The organism is Methylomonas sp. LW13 (assembly GCF_016865255.1).
GTDB lineage: Bacteria > Pseudomonadota > Gammaproteobacteria > Methylococcales > Methylomonadaceae > Methylomonas.
Genome location: NZ_CP033381.1, coordinates 2,283,937 through 2,307,419, shown reverse-complemented (window position 1 = coordinate 2,307,419; position 23,483 = coordinate 2,283,937). Strand labels below are relative to the sequence as shown.

The window sequence follows — 23,483 nt, the reverse complement described above, 5'->3', positions numbered from 1 at the left end:
ATTAAGCATCGCTATAACCCTCAACAGACTTTCGCCAAAAATCAGGGTCGTTATATCGTGCGGCCAACGCCTCGATGTCAACCTTGGCATTTTCTTCCGTAAATTCAAACTTACCGATCAGATTCACATTTTGCCAGGCGACGGGCGACGCGCCTTTGATGATCTCGATAGCATCCTGGTCGCCGGCAGCCAGTTTTTGCTCATACACCCGCGACAAGATTAGCGTGTTGTAGTGGATGATGGCGTTGGCAATAAGTCGGGAACAATCGTTCCAGATTTGCTGCTCCGCTTCGGTTTTTACCCGGAATTTACCGCCATTGACATAGGAAATCGCTCGTCGCATACGGTGATACGCCTCGCCGCGATTAAGCGCCTTCTGAATGCGCTGCCTGAGTATTGGGGCATCGATGGAATCAAGAATATGAAGTGACCGATAAATATTGTCCAATTCCCATAGTGCCTTCTTGGTCTGGTTTTGCCGCTTATAACTGGCGAGTTTACGCACGATGGTCGCTTGAGTAACGTCCTTTTGTGCCAGCGAAGCCAGAATGCGCTGGATATTCGGCCACTCCTTGCAGATTAAGGTATCAAAGACTTTACGCGATGGTTTAACAGGCTGTTGATTTTATCGCTCCCGCAAGCCGCATTGATTGGTTGAACCAGATGCGAGAGTAATTCATAAGACATTGTTCTGCATGATAAAATAGTACCATCTCCAATATACTGCATTGATCCCATGCGCGGCGCCGACATCACCCAAGAAGACCTGTTCAGCTACCGAACCCTGGAAGCGCGGATTCCGAAAAAACATCCGCTCCGCAATCTACGCAAAGTAGTCGATCTGTTGCTCGCCACATTGAACGACGAGTTCGACGCGCTCTACGCCCGTCGCGGCCGGGATTCGATTCCGCCGGAGCGCCTGCTGCGCGCCAGTCTGCTGCAAGTGCTGTTCTCCATTCGCTCGGAGCGGCAGTTGGTGGAGCATATCGATTTCAACCTGCTGTACCGCTGGTTCGTTGGCTTGACCATGGACGACGCCGTATGGGATCACTCCACCTTCAGCGCCAACCGCGACCGCTTGCTGAACGAGCGCACTTGTGCCCTTTGGGTATCAGCCGTTTGTTTTTCGAACGGGTACTGGCCTTGGCGGAGTGGAAAAAGCTACTCTCCGACGAACATTTCTCCGTGGACGGTACGTTGATCCAGGCCTGGGCTTCGCACAAGAGTTTCGTCAAAAAGGACGGTTCGACCCCGCCGCCGGAAGACGGTGGACGCAATCCCACCGTCAACTTCAAGGGCGAGAAACGCAGCAACGATACCCACGCCTCGACCACCGATCCCGATGCTCGGCTGTACAAAAAGAGCGAAGGTGACAAATCTCAGCTGGCTTTCCTCGGCCATGCCTTGATGGAGAACCGCAATGGCTTAGTCGTCGACGTTGAAGTCACCCAGGCCACCGGCACCGCGGAACGCGAGGCGGCCGAAACCATGGTCAAACGCACGATCAGTAAACCTGGCGCAACCTTGGGCGCCGACAAAAACTACGATACAGCGGATTTCGTGGGCAAGCTACGCGGACGCAAAGTCACCCCGCATGTCGCCAGAAAAGAAAAAGGCTCGGCCATTGATGGCCGTACCACGAGGCACGACGGTTACCGCAAAAGCCTCAAAACCCGCAAGCGGATCGAAGAAGTCTTCGGCTGGGCCAAGACCGTCGGTCCGCTACGGCAAACCAAGTTCCGGGGCTTGAAGAAAGTCGCCGCACAAACGTTTTTTACCTTTGCCGCCTATAACCTGACGCGAATGGGCGCCATTTTCGGTTGGCGTTACAGCACCGCCTAGGTGGTCGTGCGCCTAAAATCCGCCAAAAGGCGGAATTTAACCCCCTTAGGGGCGAATATAACCGGCCAAAACCGGTTTTTAAGGCCTAATCAGGCTTCCAGACCACCCGGCGCTTCGAGAAATGGCGCCGAAACCGAAGGTATATCGGTAAATTTCAACAGCCTGTTAGGTGGCATGTTTATGTTAAGCTGCCCATGGATGCTTTTTATTCTATGGTCATTTGTTTTAGGAAAAAATCTTGTACCAAACACAAAGCATCCGCCTGCGTTTATTTATCCAGAACTCAGGTTAAATTAAGATGAAGTCATTATACAATAAGCTATTTTATATCAAAAATATCATAATATTATTTGGATTTTTCTCTACTACGGCATTAGCTGAACAAAATGAATTGATAGTTACTTGTGTTAAACATGCTATAAGAGTTGGTTATGAAGACGCATCGTGCGCAGCTAACTAAATTGATACCTGTCTACGAACACAAAGCCAGAAGGAAATGGCTGGTGCATTAGGTGTCAGTAAAATGTTGAATGCAGTAAAAGGAACATGCCCAAATTCAAGATCATCATATTCTAGTGTTCCTGAAATTTTAGATTCAATTGCATCACAGCTAGATAAACCGTAATGTATCCGTTCAGTCCCCCTCTTAGAAAAAGAGGTGGTTATGGGAGATTTTATTGAATAAATCCCCATCAATTCCACTTTTACAAGGCGGGGAAGTGAATACTTACACCGGAATAAGTATTTAACAAATGAGACAATATTTGTTAACTCGGCTAAAAAAACAAAATTTAAATACGTCTCTGATCGTAAAAGATTCGACACCGGTTCTTGGTTTTGGTGACTATTATTGCGCATCCGTTGCTACTGTTGGCTTAAATCCAAGTCATCGCGAATTTCTTGATTCAAAACGATTATTATTGTTGGGACCAAATAACCGTTTAGAGACTAACAAAACTTTGAGAATATCTGATATCCAACATGCTCTACCTCACCAGTTGCAGATTATTGAATGTGGATGCTTGCAATATTTCCATAAAAACCCTTACAAATCATGGTTTGACAAATTCAACCCAATTCTTAATAGCTTTGATGTTTCCTATTATGATGGGACAGCTTGTCACCTTGATTTAGTGCAAAGCGCAACAAACAAAAATTGGTCAAAGCTTAGCGCATATGAAAAGAAAAATCTTCTTGAAAATGAGTCATGGTTTTTCAAGGAGCAGGTTTGTAACAAAAATATTAAAATAATTTTGTTAAATGGAAGGTCTGTTATTAATGCATTTATTTCTTTATTTGATAAAAACTTAAAGGAAATAAAAATATCTGAAATAAATAACAATTGCGCAACGTATGACTCTATTGTTTGGAATTTAAACATTAATTGCAAAGAACCTGACAAATGTAGAGAGTTTATTGTTATTGGATGGAGTATTAATATACAATCTTCATACGGAGTTGGAAGCCAGTTAATTAATGACATAGCAAATAAATGCGCCACGTATAATACAAACCATTAGAAATGCATTAAGATTATCATATTATTTTTGAATAAAACATTTATTTTATGTATACAAAAAGTAAAAATATTGTTTTTTTGTCTTATTTGTGTCTAGTTATGCACATTCATCAACGGTAGTTGAGGACGCTCAATTAGCAGAAAATGGAGATGCCAATGCTCAATGTAGGCTAGCAGAGGCATATTATTTTGGTAAGGATATTGAAAAAAATGTTGCACAGGCTATTGTATGGGGCGAGAAATCCAGCAACCAGGGAAATTCATGTGGCCAGGAATTTATGGGTCAAATGTATTTTAAAGGGGATGGTGTAGAACAAAATCCAGACAAAGCAATATCCCTTTTGACAGCAGCAGCTGAACAAGACAATGTAGAAGCGCAACGTGTACTTGGTAAAGCTTATTTTAATTACAAAAAATATCCAGACGCCGTTGAATGGTTCAAGAAAGCAGCAGAGAAGGGCGACAGGGACTCACAAGAGTATTTGGGTAATATTTACTCTAATGGTATTGGTGTAGAAGTGGATGACGAAGTTGCATTTGAGTGGTTTAAAAAAGCCGCACAAAATGGTAGTGCGTCAGCAGAGTATTATCTCGGCTTGTCATACCTTATGGGTAAAGGCGTTCCAAAAGATTATGAAAAGGCTGCGGATATATTCAAGAAATTAACAGCTGTAGGGAATAAAGAAGGACAATTCTGGTTGGCTTTTATGTATTACCACGGCACTGGCATGCCAGTTGATTTCAAAAAGGCGGTGGATTTACTCACACTATCCGCCAACCAAGGTGAAAAAATGGCGCAGCGTGGTTTGGCGCATGCGTATCTCAATGGAAATGGGGTTGAGAAAAATCTAACCTTAGCGAAAGAGTGGGCGCAGAAATCCGCCGATCAAGGTGATGAACAAAGCAAGGAACTTCTGGCGCAAAGTAACGCAGAAGTAGAGAAGGTGAAAGCAGAAAAAACGAGAGAGGAATCCTGTCAAAAAGCATTGGCCGCAAATGAAAAATACTGTCGTTATATTGAAAAACCAGCAGGTGGTGGTGGCTATGATGTTGAATACACAATACATATCACACCGGACTGTCTATGTGATACTGAAAGCGGATTAGCTATTCCAAAATATCCAGAAAACGCAAAGAATAGTCACATGGAAGGTACTGTGCATTATATAGTTGATAACGACACATATGAATATAAACCAGATGGCAAAACAAATTCCGGTAAATTAATGAAATTTGAATATGGTCGTCGTTTCGATAATGTGAACCCAGATTTATTCAAGCCAGCCATTGAGGAAGCCATGCGAAAATGGGTAAAACTACCAAACCCTCATTCGCAATTTATAACATTCGAGTTTGATTTGCCTGGCGATCAAGTTATTAAGCAGCGCAATGAAGCAGCAAGACGTGAATACGAAGATCGGCATCAGCGCATGCAGGATTTACAACAAAGGAAGAATGAATACAATCAATATCTAGATAGCATGGGGGTAGGTCCACTTAAATAAGACCTTGAATTAGCTTAATCTTCCCCAGCAGACAACCGAGGGAAGATTAAAAGAAAAGGCTAGCCAAGAGAAAATCGGCCATTAAACCGGATTATTGGTAGAGCCACTCTCGTCAGACGACGAGAGTGGCCGGGTGTTGTCCGTCAGTTTGCTTAAGAAAGCATGCAAGCGAATTAAATTAGCCGCTAACGTACGTTTTCGTACCGCTGAATTTATCAGGCCGGGTCGGCATGCAGATGAATGCCTAGTGCCTTTGTTACCTTGAGAATCGTATCGAAACTAGGGATATGCTCGCCGTCCAGGGATCGATACAGGCTTTCGCGGGAAAGTCCGGTCTCTTTGGCAATCTGCGACATGCCACGCGCGCGGGCAATATCGCCAAGCGCTTTGGCTATGAAGGCCGCATCGCCGTCGGCTTCTTCAATGCAGGCATCCAGATAGGCCGCCATTTCTTCGGTGGTTCTCAAGTGCTCCGCCACATCGTAGCGGCTGATAATAATTTTTGTCATTGCGTTGTCCTACAGGTTACGAGCAAGTTCTTGAGCGGTTTTGATATCGGCAGTCTGCGTGCTTTTATCGCCACCGGCCAATAAAATGACGATTTCGTTGCCGCGCCGCGTGAAATACACTCGATAGCCGGGGCCATAGTCGATGCGCATTTCAGATACACCTTCGCCGATGGACTTCACGTCACCCGGATTGCCGGCAGCCAGACGTTCGACCCTGGCCAAAACTCGTGCGCGAGCACGAATGTCGCGAAGATTGTCCAGCCATTGGGCATAAACATCGGTTTTCTTTATATCGATCATGGATTAAGTGTAGCCGATAGGCTACGTTTGTCAATAGACTGACTGCCGCTTGCGTTCTCGTGCAAACGTAAGGGCTCGTGTTGAAATGGGTAATAGCGGGAGTGGATTATATGCCAGATAACATGGTGGAAAATAAAGCCATGTGCATGCCGGCTTATTAGATATTGCTAATTTTTACCTTTTCGAGGGGATGGGCAAAAATAGCCTTATTCAGGCCCAGAAAAATCCCGATAAAGTCCGCTGCTAAATCACCGCCGCCGAAGCATTGGCGGCGGATACGCCCTTCGGCTTGAAATGTCGGCGATTTCCCGATGCTTGCCGTTGGCATATAACACAGTTCAATTAAATCGGCCGTATGCTCAAGCTCGTCAAACCGCTTAAGCTCTTGAATAATCGCATCGCCCGCAAATCGGGCACGATTTCGGCTTGCCATTGCGCACCATTGAACTTCACGCCGACATGCCCAATCGCCATATTCGCCTATTGGACTTTCTGTTCCAACGACACAACAAGGAGCTGCTGGTGTTCGCCGAACAACGGGCCGGCCGCCAACATGCCGAGGATCTGGTTCAGGATGCTTATCTCAGGCTCTTGCAGCACGGCGACACCGACGCCATCGACAATCACCGCGCCTACCTGTATCGCATTACCGCCAACCTGAGCGGCGATCTACACAGACGCGAGCAAATCGTCCCTTTCGTCAACGACGAAGAATCGGAAACGGACGCTGTAGCCTGCCCGATGCCGCAACCCGATGCCGTCGCCGAAAGCCGGGAACGCCTGCGAATTTGCATGCAAGCGCTAGACAGCCTGCCGGAAATTGTTCGTACCGTGTTTCTGTTACACCGCGTCGACGGTCTGACCTATCCCGAAATCGCCAAGGCTTTCGCGATCCCGCCGCGCACCGTCGAGCGCTATTGCATCAAGGCCTTGGCCCACTGTAGCAAATCCGTCAGCCAGGACATCGATTAATACCGCCAAATTCTCCGCCGGCCAGCGTAGCCGGTTGTGGATACGATACACTAACACCATGAACCGAATCACCCCGCCAATTTCACCGTCGTTGCACGAACAAGCCAGTCATTGGGTGGTCAGACTGAGCGCGCCCGATTGTTCGGCTAGCGAACGCCGGGCGTTTCAGGATTGGCTGGCGTTAAGCCCTCGCCATCGCCAGAGCTATCAAAACGCCGAAGCGATTTGGCGGGAATTTAGCGGCGCCGACGTACAACCCGACCCGCGGCTGATGGCAGCAAGGGACGGTTTACGCCGCGCGCAAATGGCGCGCCGCCGGGCACGCCGCGGCCTACGGCTGTCGATAGCCGCCTCGTTACTGATTGCGGCAATAGGCATTCCTCTAGCCTGGGACTGGATAAACACCGACTGTTACTCGACACTAAAAGGCCAACGGCAACACATCGCGCTCCGCGATGGCTCGACGATAGAACTCAACAGCAACAGTAAGGTGCGAGTCCGCTACGGCTGGCGCGGCCGCGAAGCGGTGCTGGATCGAGGCGAAGCGTTATTCAGCTTGGCGCACGATGAAACCAAACCCTTCGACGTCGTCGCCGGCCACGGCAAGATCCACGATATAGGCACCCAATTCAACGTGTGCATGCTGAATAACGCCGCCACGGTCAGCGTTCTGGAAGGCGAAGTCGCCGTTGCCACTGAGCGGCGGCCCGACCCGCAAAATCTATTGGCGGGCCAGCAAATTAAATACGATGCGCACGGCCTGGCGTCCGCGCCGACCCGTTTCGACGCCACTACTGTCGCCGCTTGGCGGGAAGGCATGCTGGTATTTAAAAAGACGGCGCTGGCCGAGGTTCTGGCACAACTAAGCCGCTATCACGACATCGAACTCCGCGTCGCCGACCCGCAATTGCAAAACCTTAAAGTCAGCGGCGACTTTCCCACCAACGACTTAAACCTTGCCCTCAATGCCATCAGCGCCGCGCTGCCGATCAAGGCGGTTCGAAAAAACGAGCGACTGATCGAATTCGAACGCTAAGCAAGCGAGGGCCGGTTCAGCAACAGGTCGAAATACGCATAAGACGCTCGGCGGGCTCAGGTCGGAAGCCGGTTCGTCACACCCCCTTGGCTTCCCCGGCACTAACGCTGGCCATGGCAACATTCCCGCATACCGCCGGCGGTTTACGTCTTACGGAAATAAGTGAATTTACGCTGCGCGCGAAATCGTTACCGAAAAATATTTTTAACCACTCGAAAAAAAAGTGGCGCCTTCGCCCTTGAAAACCGCTCTTACTGGGTAGTGAAATCATCACACACCACGGGAGGGCAAATGTATTCACTTTCGAGAACGCTAGTCGGCGGCCTGCTGACCGGCACCGCGCTGGTTGCCACGGCTCAGGAACAAAGCTATCAGTTGAACATTCCCGCGCAAGCCCTGTCCGGCGCGCTGGAAACGCTCAAACAGCAGACCGGCTTGCATCTGTTCTACGCGGAGCAAACCCTAGCCGGTAAAACCAGTACCGCGCTGCAAGGCACTTACAGCGCCAAGCAGGCGGTAGCGATTCTGGTCGGCGGCGCCAGCTTGAGTTACACCTTCACCGCTGATAATGCCGTATCGATTAAGCCGCTAGAAGTGAACAGTTTGCCGGCGGTCACCGTCTCCGGACAACGCAGTTACGATCTCACCGACCCCTATAACAAGGACTACTCAGTACCCAATACCCGTTTCGCCACCAAAACCGATACGCCAATCATGGAAACCCCGCTCAACGTCCAGGTTATTCCGAAGGCGGTATTGGATGATCGCCAAGCCATCAAACTCGATCAAGCGGTGAAATACGTCAGCGGCGTGACCACCGGCCAGGGCGCTGGCGGTTTGGGCGACCAAGTGACAATTCGCGGATTTTTCAATTTCAACTATTTCCGCAACGGTTTCCGGATAGATACCTTTGGTGGCGCGGACGGCACGCGAGCCATGGCCAATGTGCAAAGCATTGAGGTCCTGAAAGGGCCGGCCGCGATGTTATATGGGCGTGTCGAGCCAGGCGGTATGGTTAACGTCGTGACCAAAAAGCCTCTGGATACGGCGTATTACGCGCTGCAACAACAATTCGGTTCTTACGATTTATACCGTACCAGCATCGATGCGACCGGGCCGTTGACTGAAAATCGCGATCTGTTGTACCGGATGAATGTGTCCTATGAAAACAGCGGCTCGTTTCGCGAGCTGGTGGACTACGAAAAAGTATTCGTCGCCCCGGTGCTGCAATGGAACATCAGCCCGCGAACCACGGCATTGTTGGAGATGGAATACCGCCACGAAAACAATGATTACGACCTGCATTCCAGACCCCTAATGATAGACGGCACCCGTGCCGACGGTAGCTGGATCAACCCACGCTTGGTGGAAATTCCGCGCGAACGGAATTTGATGGAAGCTAACCCGAATCCGGTCGAAAATAAATTCGTCGGCTTTAATCTGAAACACCAATTTAACGACAACTGGGAGATCAGCGAGCAACTAGGCATCAACTTATTGGATAGAACTAGAACCGCACTGTTACCCACTACCTTACAAGCCGACCAGCGCACGCTGAACCGGCGTTTAGTGACCAGCGATTTTTACAGCAACGAAAGTTATTTTACGACCACCAACCTGACCGGCCATTTCAACACCTGGGGCTTGCAACACACGCTGCTGATTGGCGGTGATTATTATCTGCAAGACGAAAACACCGTCGGCTACAGCAGTACCGTTGCCAGCACCATCGACATCTACAATCCCATCCATACCGGTAATCCGCCTATCAACTTAACAACACGAGCCGCCAATTCGTTTCATACCGTTACCGACCTATACGGCATCTATCTGCAGGATCAAATCAAACTACCTTATAACGTTCATGTCATGGGCGGCTTTCGTTACCAAAATGTCGAGCAATTCAATGTGTTGTCTCAACAGGTCGGACAAAGAGCCGATGCGGTGACACCTCAGGTGGGTGTGCTGTGGCAACCGGAAAAATGGCTGAGCCTTTACGGTAATTATGTGGAGAATTTCGGCACAACCAATGGCATGGGACAAGGCAATACCTTTTTACCGCCGCAGACCGCGCAACAGTGGGAAGTGGGATTTAAAACCGCATTTTTCGACGACAGATTAACCAGCACTATCGCCTACTATGACTTAACCAAACAAAACATTCCCACCACCGATTTAACCAATATAAATTTTAGCGTAGCCACCGGCGAGGCCCGTAGCCGGGGCGTCGAAGTGGATATCAAAGGGGAAATTCTGCCTGGATGGAATGCCATTGCCACTTATGCTTACACCAACACCGAAGTGTTGAAGGAAAACAATCCGAATAATATCCCGGTCGGCAGCCGATTGAGAGGCATTCCGGATCATACCGCCACTTTTTGGACCACATACGACTTTCAGCAGGCAGACTTGCGTGGTTTAAAAATCGGTGCTGGCCTGGAACTGGCAAGCGACAGGAAGGCGACCTTCGATTTTCATGATTTCAACTTCGATGGCTATGGCGTCGTGGATCTGCTGGCTAGCTATACCCGCAAAGTGGCAAAAACCAACGTTACTTTACAGCTGAATGTTACCAATTTACTGGATAAGGAATATGTCCACGACGGTTTTGCGTTAGTGTCCGGCACGCGCGCGACCTGGGGTACGCCCCGTTCGTTCTTGGGGTCGGTCAAGGTTGAATTTTGACCGGGTAAGTCGCAAAAAGCGGTAGTCCTTCCCGTTCTTTGCGACCGAACCGCCTCCTGACCATAAAGTTGCGCGAGCGGTGTCAAGTATCGTCATCTCGGCAGTTACAGCCAAGATGACGTTATTGCTGAAACCGCTTTTTAATCAGAAAACCGTCTTGTGTTCCTTAGCCGAAGTCATTTTTAAAAATCGTTATGAAACCAGCTTTTGAGAATTTAACGTCCTGCAGTGCAAAGCCTCCCGCACCCAATGCCAGTGCTAGCCGGTTAACGAAGCTTAAATCCCGTCGTAAAAGGTGGCTGGCTGTTCACCTTTATTTAGGTTTGAGTGCCGGATTGCTGTTGGCGGTCGTCGGTCTGACCGGCGGCATACTGGTGTTTTATCTGGAAATGCAGGAAATACTGAACCCTGAGTTGTCCGTCGTTTCCTTACCCGCCGCAGAACAACGACACTTGCGGTCGTTAGACGACATCGTCGCCGCAGCGGAAAACGCCAAACCGCCAGATAGTCTGTTTTTTAAGGTGTACTACCCACGAAACGCCGAAGTGGCTTACAAATTTTTGTATTTTGTCAGGGACGACAGTAAAACGAACAGTGGCGACGGCTACTATATCTTCGTCGACCCTTATACCGCGCAAGTCAAGGGTTTACAGCTTTGGCATCCGAAAGATCGATATTGGGGCCGGCCTTTGGTCAGTTTCATCATGCAGTTACATTGGTGTTTGCTGCTGGGCAAGACTGGCGCCACTATCGTCTCGATTCTCGGCGCCTTTTCCATTTTATCGGTATTGACCGGCTTGATCGTCTGGTGGCCGCTGACCGGTAAATTTAGGCAGGCGCTGACCTTCAAGCGCCGTTCGGGATCGGTCAGGTTCAACTTCGATCTGCATAAAATAGTCGGTTTCTATTCCGGCATCGTGTTAATACCGGTATTGTTTTCCGGTATTTATATGACGCAGCCGGAGCGAATAGACGTTTTAGTCAAGCCGTTCTCGACTATCACCCGCCCGAATGCGTACAACGGCATTCCGGAAACGATTGATAGCGCCCCACCCAAAGCGGGACAACAGCCGATTAGCCTAGCGCAAGTGGAAACAATAGTGCAGCAAAGCTACCCTGCCGGCCGACTATGGATGCTGAACGCACCGAAGGACCGGCTGGATGTGTTTAGGGTGATGAAACGAGACGTCGCAGAATTAAGCCGCTTCGTCGGCTACCGGGATATTGCCGTCGATCAATACAGCGGCGAAATTCTGAAAGTCTACGATTCCGGCACCGGCTCGAACGCCGATGTCTTTTACGATTGGCAATGGCCTTTGCATAGTGGCCACGCTTTCGGCTGGCCGGGACGAATTTTGGTGTTGCTGGCGGGTTTGGCTTGCCCGGTGTTGTATATCACCGGCGTCGTGCGTTGGCTGCAAAAACGGCGGGCGAAACAACCTCTAAAGTCACTTAGCCAAAAACAACCGCCACAGGCCGCTGAATCAATTTATTGCCCCCGCCCTTAAATCCCGTTCGCGCTTGGTCTGTCGAAGGGCACGCTCGTTTGGGCTGCGATGCGCTTAGCCCGCGGCACATCCGGGATAAATAGGGCAGGGTTACTAAGCCATTCAGGAAACCATTCCCCCGCCTGCCGGTCCATTTTAAGTGCGAGTTAAGCCTTTAAGGTTTTAATCGCCACGCGGTCCGGGACCGGCTTCTATTGGCAATACCCATAGAATTTATACGCCTCCCGACTCAACGTATTTATGAACAGCATCCAGGATGAAAAATAATGACTAAAAAATTACTTGCTATCGCCATCGGTACCAGCTTGTTAACAGCCTGTACCACTAACCCCTATACCGGCCAGTCCAGCATGAGCAACCTAGGCAAGGGCGCCGGTGTCGGCGCGGCAGTGGGAGCAGGCGCCGGTACTTTATTCGGCGGAAACGACTGGAAAAACGCCGGTCTGGGCGCATTAGCCGGTGCCGCGGTTGGCGCCGGGGTCGGTTATTACATGGACAAACAACAAGAAGAGATGCAGCAGTCGCTGCAAGGCACCGGGATTGAAGTCCAGCGCACCGCGCAAAACCAGCTGACCTTGAACATGCCAAGCACCAGTGATGTAACGTTTGCGTTCGGCAAGGCCGACTTGACGCCGGAAGCCCAGCACGCACTCGACCCCATCGCCAGAGTGTTGACCAATTACCCGGAGTCGACGATTTCCGTCACCGGCCACACCGATGACGTGGGTTCCGATGCCGACAATCAACGTTTATCTGAAGCACGGGCTACCAGCGTGGCCAACTTCTTGGCGCAACGCGGTGTGAACCGGATGCGTATCTCCCAGCAGGGCATGGGCGAAAGTTCGCCGAAAGTACCGAACAGTAGCGATGCCAATCGGGCAATCAATCGCCGGGTGGAACTGGCGATCAACGCCAATCAAAACGCCGGTGCTGCGCAACAACCGCAGCAAGGCTACCCGCAACAGCAAACCCAGCCTTATCAGCAACAAGGCGGTTATCCGCAGCAGAACTACCCGCAGCAAGGTTATCCGCAGCAAAACCAACCGTATCAGCAGGGTTACCCGCAACAGCAAAGTTACCCTCAGCAGAATCAGCAATACCAAGGTTACCCACAGCAACAGGGGTATCCACAGCAAACTTATCCGCAACAGAGTTACCCACAACAGAACCAGCAATACCAGCAGCAGTATCCACAGCCTTATTACCAACAACAATAAAGCTTTAGATACAAGCCAGCCATCATAAAAAACCCGCTTCTTTCCGGGAAAAAAGCGGGTTTCAGTTAAGCCCTTGGAAATTCGGCTCTGGTTTAGCCGCTAGCTATTGTTAATATCAAGCGTCGCCAGCCCTGACATCAAACTCAATTTTCCAGCGCTGTTGATCGCGTTTGGAAACCGCTTTTAACTCTAAAGTCCCTACTTCGGTTACTGCCACAGACAAATGCACGGGGACGATGTCGCCGGCATGGCGGCCTTCTTCCGGTAAGGTGATTTCGATTTCGTCCAGTTCTTCCAATTCGTCGTCCTGCCAATATTCCAGCCTTACCCCTACCGCATCGTCGCGGCGGGTTTTTGAGCCAAAAAAGCGGAAGCGTACCGGTTCGCCGATGATCAAACCGAATTCGTCATTAGGCAATTCCTGTTCGCTGCCCTCTTCCATTCCAAACGGCGCGATGCACAAGGCTTCGATCTCCGCCGGCAATCCGGGAACCGCCGGCATGGCGCTCTCAATACCGACGTAATAAGCCGCCGCCGTGCCGCCTTTAATTCTGACGCCCTTGCCTTTGCGGACAAATCCGTAATAGGCAGCGCCACGCGCGACCGCCAAATCCAAGTCGGCGCCTTGCAACAGTCTGGCCGGCGCCGCTTGTTCGGTTTGCAGCCAGCTATTTAATATTTGCATCAAGCGCTCGGCCATCACGCCGGCTTTTAACACCCCGCCGTTGAACAATACCGCGGTCGGATGCAAGAAACTGGCGTGTTCGGGCAAGACATGATCGGCTAGCTCGCCGGTCGCTTCTTTTTGCCGCGACAAAAATGCAGCCAGATGGCGAGTAATGCCGGCATCCTGCGCATAAGGCAAACCCGCGGTACGCAAACCACTGCGCGGTCTGACCACCGGTCTTTCTTCGATCGGTACCCACGGTAAAAAGCCTTCGACCAAGACGCGGTTCAGTTCGTCGCGAGTCAGTTCGGTGCGCAAGGTGCCGCCGATCAGGGATGAGCCTCGGCTCGCCACGACCAAAGGCATGCTGCCCAATTCGGGCTGGTTGAATAGTTTTTCTTTGGCTTCCCGACAGGCGTGGGTCAAAGCTTGTAGTTGCCAGGATTCCAGGCGCTTGCCACCGTCTTGTTCCAGTTTGGCTTTAACGGTATAGGCCAAGGCCAAGTCCATGTTATCGCCGCCCAGCAAGATATGGTCACCCACCGCCACCCGGGTCAATTGCAGGTTGCCATCCTGTTCGGTGACCGCAATCAAGGATAAGTCGGTAGTGCCGCCGCCGATGTCGGCGACCAAAATCACGTCGCCGATTTGCACATGATTGCGCCAATCGCCTTCGCTGTTTTCGATCCAGCTGTACAAAGCAGCTTGCGGCTCTTCCAACAACACGGCCTGCCCTAGTCCCACCGCGCGGGCCGCTTCGACCGTCAATTCACGCGCGGCCGGGTCAAACGAGGCCGGCACGGTGATAGTGACATCTTGATCTTGTAAATTGTGCTCCGGGAATCGATGATTCCAGGCATCGCGCAAATGTTGCAGATAGGCCTTGCTGGCGGCAAACGGGGAAATCCGCTCCACATCCTCCGGCGCCTCGACCGGCAAAATCGCTTGTTTGCAATCGACACCGGCATGGCACAACCAGCTCTTGGCGCTGGACACTAATCTGATGGGGGTTTTGCTGCCCAGATTACGGGCGATTTCGCCGACCAGATATTCCGGTTTAGCTGTCCACGGCAACGCAGTGGCGCCTTCGGCAATCTCGGCCGGATGAGCCAAATAGGTGAAGGACGGCAATTGCGCCTTGTCTTCTATCGTGCCGGGGCCGGTCAACTGCGGAATCGCCAACACATCCAGGACCACTTGATCCTCGCCGGCTTCCAGATCGACATAAGACAATACGCAATGCGTGGTACCCAAATCGATACCGACCGAATAACGCGCGGTCATAATTCCACCTCGGCCGGCGCGACGATTTTGGCGTTATGGCCTTCGGTCAATTTCGGCAAACGCAGATCGGTGACTTGCCAACCTTTATGCACCAAAGTGCCGGTAAACGGCGCCTCGCCGACGATATTGCCGGTCAAACGAAATGACGCGGCATCGAAGCCTTTGTTTAGAGTCACCCGGTTGCCTTCGGGATCTTTGCTGACAGGGGCCAGGGTGAAATGCTCGCTGACCGCTTTGCTGCAACCTTGATGCACCACGCGCGCCGCCGCACCGATTTCGGCATCAGAAAAGGCGCTGACATCTTCCTTGATGAAGTCGATAAACCGAGCTTCTTTTTGCAGCAAACTTAATAACTGCAAGGCGGCATCCGGAGTCGCTTCCTTTAATACCACGGGCTCAGGCGCCGGGGCCTGGACGATTTTTTCCACTTCGACGATCTTCTCGACGATTTTGACTTCCGGTTGCGGCGCAGGAGTGGGAGCGACTACTGCCGGAGCTGCGGATTTGCAGCGGCGCATGCCCAGCAATACCGAGACTAAAACCACAATCAGAATCAAAGCCAACAGTGCGGCGGTACCGGCCAAACACACGTGCCACAAATCGAAGGTGGTCGGGCGCAAGGATAAATCGATGGTGTAGGTATTCATGAAAAACGAGTGATGGTTGTTAATTGAAACAAGGGCTATAGCGTCTAATCTTCAAGCATGCCGCAACAGATAACGCTAAATTTTTACGCCAATGCCATTGCGGACAGTGGGAGTCAGTTACCAGGCATGCCGGCTTTCTTCGCGGCTTCCGCGTACATTAATTGCTGCAGCAAATTGCGCGTTACCTGGATACGCATTTTCTTCAAATGCCGGTCAGCCACCACGCCCGGCACTTCGGCGTCGGTATAAACTTTGCGCATTTCGGCCAAGGTCGGCTCACAAGACTTAATAATCACATCGGTGGCGTTGCGGCTTTCCATCTTGGCAAACTCGGGTTTTTGCATAGTATCCACTACACATTTTTTATAGGTGTACTGAGCTTGCTGAATCTTCTGGATGGTTTCATCTTTCAGAGTGGTTTCGTTCCATTCTTCCTTGGCTTCCTCGGCACAGGCCAAACCTGCGACCATCATCAATGCAACTACTAAACGGTATGTCATGCTTTGCTCTCCAATGGGGGCGTGATAATGGCTGGCGATTTTACGCGATGCTAGCTGAAATGAACAATCAGTCGGCAGCGGCAGGCGGTCAGAACAGGCCTAGCCTGATCAGCCAGCTCACTGCGGCCAGCTGTAAACTCACACAGGCTCAGGACAAACTCGCCTTTCAACGCCAGAGCACTAAGATACCAGGCAGTGAGCTAAAAGCCACGCCAAGGCGGCAGGAACGCGCTGCTCATATAAGGGCTGGCGCGGGTCTCTTGGAAATGACCGTATCGAAAAATCCACCCAAATTGGTGCTCTAAAGCTTAGTGATCGCAAACGTGCCGAGACGAACCGGCCTGATTTTGGCCTTGAGTGGCATCAGGCAATAAAGGCAGGGCTTCGGTTATTCCGTCGCCGCATTGTTTCATTTGCTGCATAGCTTTATTGGCCGATACGTCCTTACCAAACTCCATCGCTCTGGCCATCGCTTCATCGCGTTTTCCCGCCGTGCATAAGCGCTCCACCTCGGCACTCATTTGCTTGGCCTGCGCTTGAAAGGCCTGCATGTCGGTCTTATCAATGTGCTTCACGCAGTCTTGCATGGCTTTCATTTTCTGCATCACTTGCTGCATTTGCGCTTTATCCATATTTTTAAACGCATCGTTTTCAGCGGCAGCGGTGATGGGGAGTAGTAACAGCAGGGTTATCAATAAATTTCGCATGACTTTCCTCAAAATAATGAACATACCTGGGAACTGTAGAAGTGTTCTACGTGGATAGCAAGCGCGGACGATAACGCCGACTTAATGGTGTTGTCAGACAGGATCGTCCGATTTTGTCGCATCCACGACATCGTTTGCTAAGCTGCCTTAGAGCGATAATCCCTATCAATCTACAACCTACACACGCATGCGGCGATTTGCTCAATTGGCATCATTCTTGATTGCTTGATGGCTTTCGTCATTAGCAGCCCAACGATGGAACACATTTTCCCTCTGCCCCGCCCGATGCTTGCACCGCCCAAACCCAAGCATCCAGTGCTGCAAGCAGGCCATCGCTACAGCATCGACACCCAAAAATTAGCGGATAACCCACTCGGTGATGTAGAGCATGATCTGCAAAACGGCTTACTCGGCGATTACTCGTTAAGCATCGAACGGGCTGCGGTAGTGCCCGTGGATACGAAACATACACCCATACACGCATTCGTGTGGAACAGCGATTTACTAAGCCCACTGCTCAAAAACTGCTTAGCCCTTACCACAGCCCACCCGCAGCAACCCAAGCAGAATCGTTTGACCTTGCTTGACGCCGGCATGGCCGCGCCCACCGTAAGCTTGGCGGACGGTATGCCATCCCTAAGTATCTCACCTCATTTTGAACTGGCATGGGACACCGCCGGTTTTTGCAGCCAATTGGGCGTCTTGCAGTTGCTGGAGTCTACTCGAACAGCACACTTCGCCGACGGCAAAACGATGACTTTATTGGATACCGAAAGTGAAGAAGGCGACCCGGTTTTGTATCTATCTGAGAAAGACAGGCCTTTGCCGGTCATACCGCTTGGCGGGTTTCAACAGCAAGGCCAGCAGCAAAAACTGCTGTTCAGTCAGGCCGTGACGCAAGCCATTCCGTCCGAAATCGCCGGCAATACCGTTGCGTCGATGAGCGTTTTGGAAAAATATACCGTGTACTTCATGCAAAACGCCGGACCGGATAGGCCGGATCTTTATATTTGGGTGCCCGTACATTTACCTATCGTTTGGGGATGGAGCATCCGGGTACAACAACGCTATGACGGCGTTTGGGATATTTTTCGCAAGAAATTGATCATGCCCAGCGCGTCGACCGAAGCGCCGAAATTACCCCTATGGCAGAGTAACTCCTTGCTACGCCAAACGATGCAGATGGCGTGATGACCATGCTGGACGTGGCGATTGTTGGCGCCGGACTGTCCGGTTTGTCCTTGGCAGAAAAACTGCTGACATACAAACCTAACATTGGCGTATTTGAAGCCCGCGAACGCTGTGGCGGCAGGATTCTATCCGCAGCTGACCCTACCCTGGGTTTTACCGCAGACTTGGGCCCCACTTGGCTGTGGCCTACGGAGCAACCGCGTATTTCGGCATTAGTAAAGCGCTTGGGATTGACGCTATTTCCGCAATGGGACTGCGGCCAAAGCTTATATCACGTGCAAGCAGACTCCCGGCCGGTGACTTACATCGATACTCAGACTCACGCTGAAGCCAGACGGATTGCCGGCGGTTGCCAGCAATTAATTGACCGTTTATTGCAACGGATACCGGGACGGGTGTTGCGCCTTGGATACAATTTGCTATCACTTAGCGATCACGGTAGTTATGTCGATTTAACATTCGCATGCGATGGCATCGTCAGTACCATACAGGCTCGCCAAGTTGTGCTGGCTGCTCCGCCGCGATTACTGGCTAACAGCATTACCTTTCAACCGGCTCTAGCACCCGGTTTGCTATCACTGATGCAAGACACGCCCACCTGGATGGCCGGGCACGCCAAGGTGGTTCTGGTTTACGAACAAGCTTTCTGGCGCCAACAAGGCTATTCCGGCAACGCCATTTCATCCTACCCCGGCGCGGTTTTGGCCGAAGTCTATGACGCCTGCTCCGACGATGCTGGAACATCTGCCCTGTTTGGTTTCTTTGGTTTGCCAGCCCAGATTCGCGAACAGTATCAAGACAGTCTGCCGGCCCTGATCGTGCGGCAAATGGTCGGCTTATTCGGTCCTGCCGCCGCCAATCCACTAAGTGTGATGATTCAGGATTGGAGCCGGGAACCATTTACCGCGACTTCTGTAGATCGCATACCGGTGTTCGAACATCCCGCCTACGGCCATCGCGCGCTGCAATTGGACCATTGGCAAGACAAACTGTATTTCTGCGGAACCGAAACAGCCAGTAGGTCCGGCGGCTATTTGGAAGGCGCATTGGCAGCCAGCGACCGGGTTTTTAGCGCATTAACACTCTAACTAAAGGACTTTGACATGAACAATCCAACGCTTAACGCGAACAGCATCGGCGAATTTAGTCGATTCATAATCGAGCAGAAAGCCAATATGAAGAAGCAGTACGATCAATTACTGGCCCATGACCTATCACACCAACAATGGGATGGTTGTTTTCAGCGCAATATCTTGATCGTCTTGGAAAAAACCTATCAAGACGCCCTGGCTCAATTAAAGACCTTGCCGTTTGATCACACCGGCAGCACCGTCAATCAGGGCTTGGCGGATCTTACCAAATCAGTATTGGCGGTATTTGATGGCTTTATCGACGAGTTTTTGTTGATGGTAGTGGATAAACATCGCACTTCCTGCGCCTTATCCAATTTCCCAGACGAGCATAAACCCGATCAGGTTTACCTGAGCGCGGTGCGTAGCGATATCGCCTTACTGTGGCGGAATTTTGCGCTGGACATTAATGCTTACTTTCTGGAATGCCGCTAAACAAAACTTTTCCGATAGGATAATTTATGAAACTCTACATGACACCCGGCTCCTGCACGACCGGTATCCATATTTTACTGGAAGAGCTGGATCTGATTTTTGAAGCGCATCTGGTCAATTTAATGGCCGGCGATCAACATCAAGCCGATTATCTGGCAATCAACCCCAAAGCCAGCATCCCTACCCTGGTCCGTAACGACGGTACTGCCCTGACCGAATTCCAAGCTATCGCCTACTGGCTGGCGCGCAGCTACCCCAAAGCAAAACTATTGCCAGGAGACGCAGATGGCGATGCGAAAGCTATCGAGTTGATGGACTATGCGGTCGGCACGCTGCATGGTCAAGGCTTTGCCCGCATTTTTACCACGGAGAAATTCGCGCCCAATCCCGCCGATCACGACGCAGTTAAGGCCCAAGGCTTGGATATAGTCAATAAAGCTTTTGCAATCTTGAACGAGTTGCTACCAGCCGAAGGCTATGCATTGAGCGCATTCAGCATCGCCGATGCCGCTTTGTTTTACGTGGAATTTTGGGCGGATAAGATCGGCATTACGCTCCCGGAAAACTGCTTGAAACACTATCGTTTGATGCTGTCGCGGCCGGTTGTTAAACGGGTACTGAGGGAGGAAGGTTATCGCGTGGAGTGACTTTTATCGCCGCACTATCTGTTGTTGCCTTCTCCTGTCCGGAGATTCGCGATGTGAAGCCATTCACACTCATATCCATCAATCACCCGAGTTAAGCCAATATCCCTTCACATTTACAAGGTGACTAAATCGTCATCCACACACTATTCACAAGACAAGCGCTGGATTTTCAAGGAAAATAGCGTCCTCTTTACCATTCGCTACAGCGCATGTACAAATATGAAGGCCTGGTGGTACACCAAAGCCACGACGACGAAGGCATCATAGAAATCGTTGATAAGGAAGGGGTGAGGGCCTTGCACTTTGGCTCGCATGCCCGGCAAAGCAGCATGCTGCTGATGGAACCCGACCGGCTACATTCGTTGTATGCCAGAGCAATGATGGCCGGCCTGCTGTTCCACGACACTCCCAACGAAATCCTGATGATAGGTTTGGGCGGCGGCACTATCGCCAAATTCATGCTGCGCCAGTTTGCCGATTGCCGGCTCAAGGTCGTGGAATTTCGTAGCAGTGTGTTAAAAGTCGCACGCAGCCATTTTGGCCTGCCATTCGATCCGCGCCTGAAAATCAAGATTGGCTGCGGCGCGCAACATGTACATCAAGCCAGCCAGGTGCAGAGCGAACAGCACGACTTGATCGTCATAGACGCTTACGACCACGACGGCATGGCCCCGGAAGTAAGCAGCGAAACTTTCTTCGACAATTGCCGAACCTTGCTGACCAAAAACGGTCTGCTGGTGATCAATTTATGGGGCACTGATAAGGACATGTTCCAGCAAGTGGCCTGGAACCTGGGCCGCGTGTTCGACAGGCGCATGCTGTTTTTGCCGGTACGCAATCGCGGCAATGTCATCGGCTTTGCCTTCGGTGAAGCCATGGCAAAGCCAGGCATCAAACAATTGATCGACAAGGCCAAACGGCTGGAACAGATGTATCAACTGGAATTCCCCATCTATTTGCTGGATTTAAAACGCCACAACCCCAACGTCTTCAACCGGATTATAAAATCGTGATACACAACGCTCCCAACATCTTCGGCTACAAAAAATACTGGGCGCACCGCTTCGGTCCGGCGCCGGAATTACCGATGAGCCGCGCAGAAATGGAAGCGCTGGGCTGGGACGCCTGCGACGTCATCTTGGTGACCGGCGATGCCTATGTCGATCATCCCAGTTTTGGTATGGCCGTAATTGGCCGAGTGTTGGAAGCGCAGGGCTTCCGGGTCGGCATCATCTCGCAACCGGACTGGCACAGCGCCGAGGACTTTAGACGACTGGGCCAACCCAAACTGTTTTTTGGGGTGACCGGCGGCAACATGGATTCGATGGTCAATCGCTATACTTCGGATAAGAAAATCCGCTCCAACGACGCTTATACCGCCGATGGGGCGGCCGGCAAACGCCCGGACCGAGCAGTGAATGTTTACGCCCATCGTTGCCGCGAAGCCTTTAAAAACGTACCTATCGTCATCGGCGGCATTGAGGCCAGCCTACGCCGCATTGCTCACTACGATTATTGGTCCGATAAAGTGCGGAAATCCATTTTGTTGGATTCAAAGGCCGATTTACTGGTGTACGGCAACGCCGAGCGGCAAGTGGTGGAAATCGCCCAACGCTTGGCAAAAGGCGAAACCATCGCCGATTTGAAAGGCATACGCGGCACTGTGCATTTTGTGAAACAGGTTCCGCAGGGCTGGATGGAGAAAGACTCGACCGACATCGATAAACCGGGGGCGGTGATTTCTCACGTGAATCCCTATCAAGAACAACCGGCGTGCGACGATCAGGGACGGTCGGAGTGCGGCGACGGGTCGGAAACCCTTGCCGCCGCGGATAAACCGGCACTGGCTGAAAACGAGCAGGTGATTCAATTCAAACCTATCGCCAACAAGCAGCGCACGCAAACCGTGATTCGCTTGCCGGACTACGAAGCCGTAAAAGACGATCCAATTTTATACGCGCACGCTTCCCGGGTGATGCACGGCGAAACCAACCCCGGCAACGCCCGCGCGTTAATTCAACGCCACGGCAACCGCGAAGTGTGGATCAATCCGCCGCCACTGCCGCTAACCACGCCGGAAATGGACGGCGTATTCGACCTACCCTACTCGCGCTTGCCGCATACCGCTTATGGCAAAGCCAACATACCGGCGTTTGAGATGATTCAGCATTCTGTGTTGATCATGCGCGGCTGCTTTGGCGGCTGTAGTTTTTGTTCGATTACCGAACACGAAGGGCGTATCATTCAAAACCGTTCGGAAGATTCCATCATTCGTGAGATTGAAGCCATCCGCGATACCTCGCCGAATTTTACCGGCCATATCTCGGACTTGGGTGGCCCCACTGCCAACATGTGGCGGCTGGCGTGCAAAGACCCGAAGATTGAAGAATCGTGCCGCAAACCCTCCTGCGTCTATCCGGGGATTTGCCAGAACCTGAATACCGATCAAACACCGCTGATCAAACTCTACCAGCGCGCTCGCGCCTTGCCGGGCATCAAAAAAATCTTCATCGCATCGGGATTGCGTTACGACATCGCGGTTGAGACACCGGCTTACGTGAAAGAGTTGGTGACCCACCACGTCGGCGGTTACCTGAAAATTGCCCCGGAGCACACCGAGCAAGGCCCGCTGTCGAAGATGATGAAACCCGGCATGGGCACTTACGACCGCTTCAAAGCGATGTTTGATAAGTACTCCAAGGAAGCCGGCAAGGAACAGTATCTAATCCCCTACTTCATTGCCGCCCATCCGGGTACAGAAGATAAAGACATGCTGAATCTGGCCCTATGGCTGAAACGCAACGGCTTCCGAGCCGACCAAGTCCAGGCCTTTTTACCGTCGCCGATGTCGATTGCTACGGCTATGTATCATTCGGGGAAAGACACCTTGCACAAAGTCGCCCGAAACAGCCCGGACATAGCAATTCCGAAAAACATCAAGCAACGGCGCTTGCACAAGGCATTTTTACGCTACCACGACCCTAAAAACTGGCCTTTGTTGCGAGAAGCATTAAAAGATATGGGCCGCGCCGATTTAATTGGGAATGGTAAGCAGCATTTGGTGCCGAGTTTTCAGCCGAAAAGTGATGGTGTAGCAATGACAAATGCCAAAAAAACTCAGGTTTTTAGAACCAAACATACCGTATTTCCTGGTACAGACAGGAAGCGTAAACAAAGATAAA

The 23,483-nt window shown here is 51.2% G+C and carries 20 protein-coding genes and 2 pseudogenes; 14 read left to right on the top strand and 8 right to left on the bottom strand.

Translation table 11 applies throughout. From position 1 onward, the window contains the following. Position 1: 1 nt before the first annotated feature. Positions 2-604, bottom strand: a pseudogene (locus JL719_RS10450) (Tn3 family transposase); the annotation flags it as partial. Between the two features lie 132 nt (positions 605-736). Between JL719_RS10450 and JL719_RS10445 the strand changes: the two are divergent. The 3 genes and pseudogenes from JL719_RS10445 to JL719_RS10435 all read left to right on the top strand — a co-directional run bounded on the left by JL719_RS10445 (position 737) and on the right by JL719_RS10435 (position 4,866). Beyond that, positions 737-1,842 (top strand): annotated as a pseudogene (locus JL719_RS10445) (IS5 family transposase). Between the two features lie 752 nt (positions 1,843-2,594). Beyond that, positions 2,595-3,362, top strand: a complete 768-nt coding sequence (locus JL719_RS10440) for a hypothetical protein (RefSeq protein WP_033156493.1) — start codon at positions 2,595-2,597, stop codon at positions 3,360-3,362. 88 nt (positions 3,363-3,450) lie between these two features. Next, positions 3,451-4,866, top strand: coding sequence for an SEL1-like repeat protein (locus tag JL719_RS10435; protein WP_051669935.1), 1,416 nt, complete (start codon positions 3,451-3,453; stop codon positions 4,864-4,866). A 215-nt stretch (positions 4,867-5,081) separates the two neighbouring features. Here JL719_RS10435 and JL719_RS10430 read toward each other — a convergent pair whose 3' ends face one another. From JL719_RS10430 to JL719_RS10420, 3 genes are all read right to left on the bottom strand, one after another. Then, entirely contained in the window at positions 5,082-5,375 is a 294-nt protein-coding gene (locus tag JL719_RS10430; RefSeq protein ID WP_033156494.1) for an addiction module antidote protein, read from the bottom strand. Between the two features lie 9 nt (positions 5,376-5,384). Continuing rightward, the gene (locus JL719_RS10425; RefSeq protein ID WP_033156495.1) at positions 5,385-5,675 is read right to left on the bottom strand and encodes a type II toxin-antitoxin system RelE/ParE family toxin; all 291 of its coding nucleotides are present in this window, start codon (positions 5,673-5,675) and stop codon (positions 5,385-5,387) included. A gap of 157 nt (positions 5,676-5,832) precedes the next feature. Then, positions 5,833-6,108, bottom strand: a complete 276-nt coding sequence (locus JL719_RS10420; protein ID WP_033156496.1) for a hypothetical protein — start codon at positions 6,106-6,108, stop codon at positions 5,833-5,835. A gap of 26 nt (positions 6,109-6,134) precedes the next feature. Here JL719_RS10420 and JL719_RS10415 point away from each other — a divergent pair, with 26 nt between their 5' ends. The 5 genes from JL719_RS10415 (at position 6,135) to JL719_RS10395 (ending at position 13,093) form a co-directional block, all read left to right on the top strand. Further along, positions 6,135-6,647, top strand: coding sequence for an RNA polymerase sigma factor (locus tag JL719_RS10415; RefSeq protein WP_033156720.1), 513 nt, complete (start codon positions 6,135-6,137; stop codon positions 6,645-6,647). A 58-nt stretch (positions 6,648-6,705) separates the two neighbouring features. Then, complete coding sequence (locus JL719_RS10410) at positions 6,706-7,683, top strand: FecR family protein (RefSeq protein ID WP_051669937.1); 978 nt, start codon at positions 6,706-6,708, stop codon at positions 7,681-7,683. Positions 7,684-7,974: 291 nt separating this feature from the next. Beyond that, positions 7,975-10,368, top strand: coding sequence for a TonB-dependent siderophore receptor (locus tag JL719_RS10405; RefSeq protein WP_051669939.1), 2,394 nt, complete (start codon positions 7,975-7,977; stop codon positions 10,366-10,368). 194 nt (positions 10,369-10,562) lie between these two features. Beyond that, positions 10,563-11,876, top strand: coding sequence for a PepSY-associated TM helix domain-containing protein (locus JL719_RS10400; RefSeq protein ID WP_051669941.1), 1,314 nt, complete (start codon positions 10,563-10,565; stop codon positions 11,874-11,876). A 266-nt stretch (positions 11,877-12,142) separates the two neighbouring features. Further along, entirely contained in the window at positions 12,143-13,093 is a 951-nt protein-coding gene (locus tag JL719_RS10395; protein WP_033156497.1) for a YiaD family glycine zipper/OmpA-like lipoprotein, read from the top strand. A gap of 115 nt (positions 13,094-13,208) precedes the next feature. Here the strand turns inward: JL719_RS10395 and JL719_RS10390 are convergent, their stop codons facing one another. The 4 genes from JL719_RS10390 to JL719_RS10375 all read right to left on the bottom strand — a co-directional run bounded on the left by JL719_RS10390 (position 13,209) and on the right by JL719_RS10375 (position 16,898). Then, complete coding sequence (locus JL719_RS10390) at positions 13,209-15,044, bottom strand: Hsp70 family protein (RefSeq protein WP_033156498.1); 1,836 nt, start codon at positions 15,042-15,044, stop codon at positions 13,209-13,211. Further along, on the bottom strand, positions 15,041-15,691 hold the full coding sequence (locus JL719_RS10385; RefSeq protein ID WP_033156499.1) for a DUF2760 domain-containing protein: 651 nt from the start codon (positions 15,689-15,691) through the stop codon (positions 15,041-15,043). The genes JL719_RS10390 and JL719_RS10385 overlap by 4 nt, the downstream gene beginning before the upstream one ends. Before the next feature lie 113 nt (positions 15,692-15,804). Further along, positions 15,805-16,191, bottom strand: a complete 387-nt coding sequence (locus JL719_RS10380) for a hypothetical protein (protein ID WP_033156500.1) — start codon at positions 16,189-16,191, stop codon at positions 15,805-15,807. Positions 16,192-16,499: 308 nt separating this feature from the next. Next, positions 16,500-16,898, bottom strand: coding sequence for a hypothetical protein (locus JL719_RS10375; RefSeq protein ID WP_033156502.1), 399 nt, complete (start codon positions 16,896-16,898; stop codon positions 16,500-16,502). A 255-nt stretch (positions 16,899-17,153) separates the two neighbouring features. Here JL719_RS10375 and JL719_RS10370 point away from each other — a divergent pair, with 255 nt between their 5' ends. From JL719_RS10370 to JL719_RS10345, 6 genes are all read left to right on the top strand, one after another. Then, positions 17,154-18,089: a hypothetical protein gene (locus JL719_RS10370; protein WP_033156724.1), complete on the top strand. Its 936-nt coding sequence runs from the start codon at positions 17,154-17,156 to the stop codon at positions 18,087-18,089. Beyond that, the gene (locus JL719_RS10365) at positions 18,089-19,177 is read left to right on the top strand and encodes a flavin monoamine oxidase family protein (protein ID WP_225893111.1); all 1,089 of its coding nucleotides are present in this window, start codon (positions 18,089-18,091) and stop codon (positions 19,175-19,177) included. The genes JL719_RS10370 and JL719_RS10365 overlap by 1 nt, the downstream gene beginning before the upstream one ends. Before the next feature lie 15 nt (positions 19,178-19,192). After that, on the top strand, positions 19,193-19,654 hold the full coding sequence (locus tag JL719_RS10360; RefSeq protein WP_033156503.1) for a hypothetical protein: 462 nt from the start codon (positions 19,193-19,195) through the stop codon (positions 19,652-19,654). Between the two features lie 26 nt (positions 19,655-19,680). Further along, entirely contained in the window at positions 19,681-20,301 is a 621-nt protein-coding gene (locus JL719_RS10355) for a glutathione S-transferase family protein (protein ID WP_033156504.1), read from the top strand. A 209-nt stretch (positions 20,302-20,510) separates the two neighbouring features. Next, positions 20,511-21,314, top strand: coding sequence for a spermine/spermidine synthase domain-containing protein (locus JL719_RS10350; protein ID WP_033156505.1), 804 nt, complete (start codon positions 20,511-20,513; stop codon positions 21,312-21,314). Further along, positions 21,311-23,482: a YgiQ family radical SAM protein gene (locus tag JL719_RS10345; protein WP_033156506.1), complete on the top strand. Its 2,172-nt coding sequence runs from the start codon at positions 21,311-21,313 to the stop codon at positions 23,480-23,482. Before JL719_RS10350 ends, JL719_RS10345 begins: the two co-directional genes overlap by 4 nt. The last annotated feature ends 1 nt before the right edge of the window (position 23,483 follow it).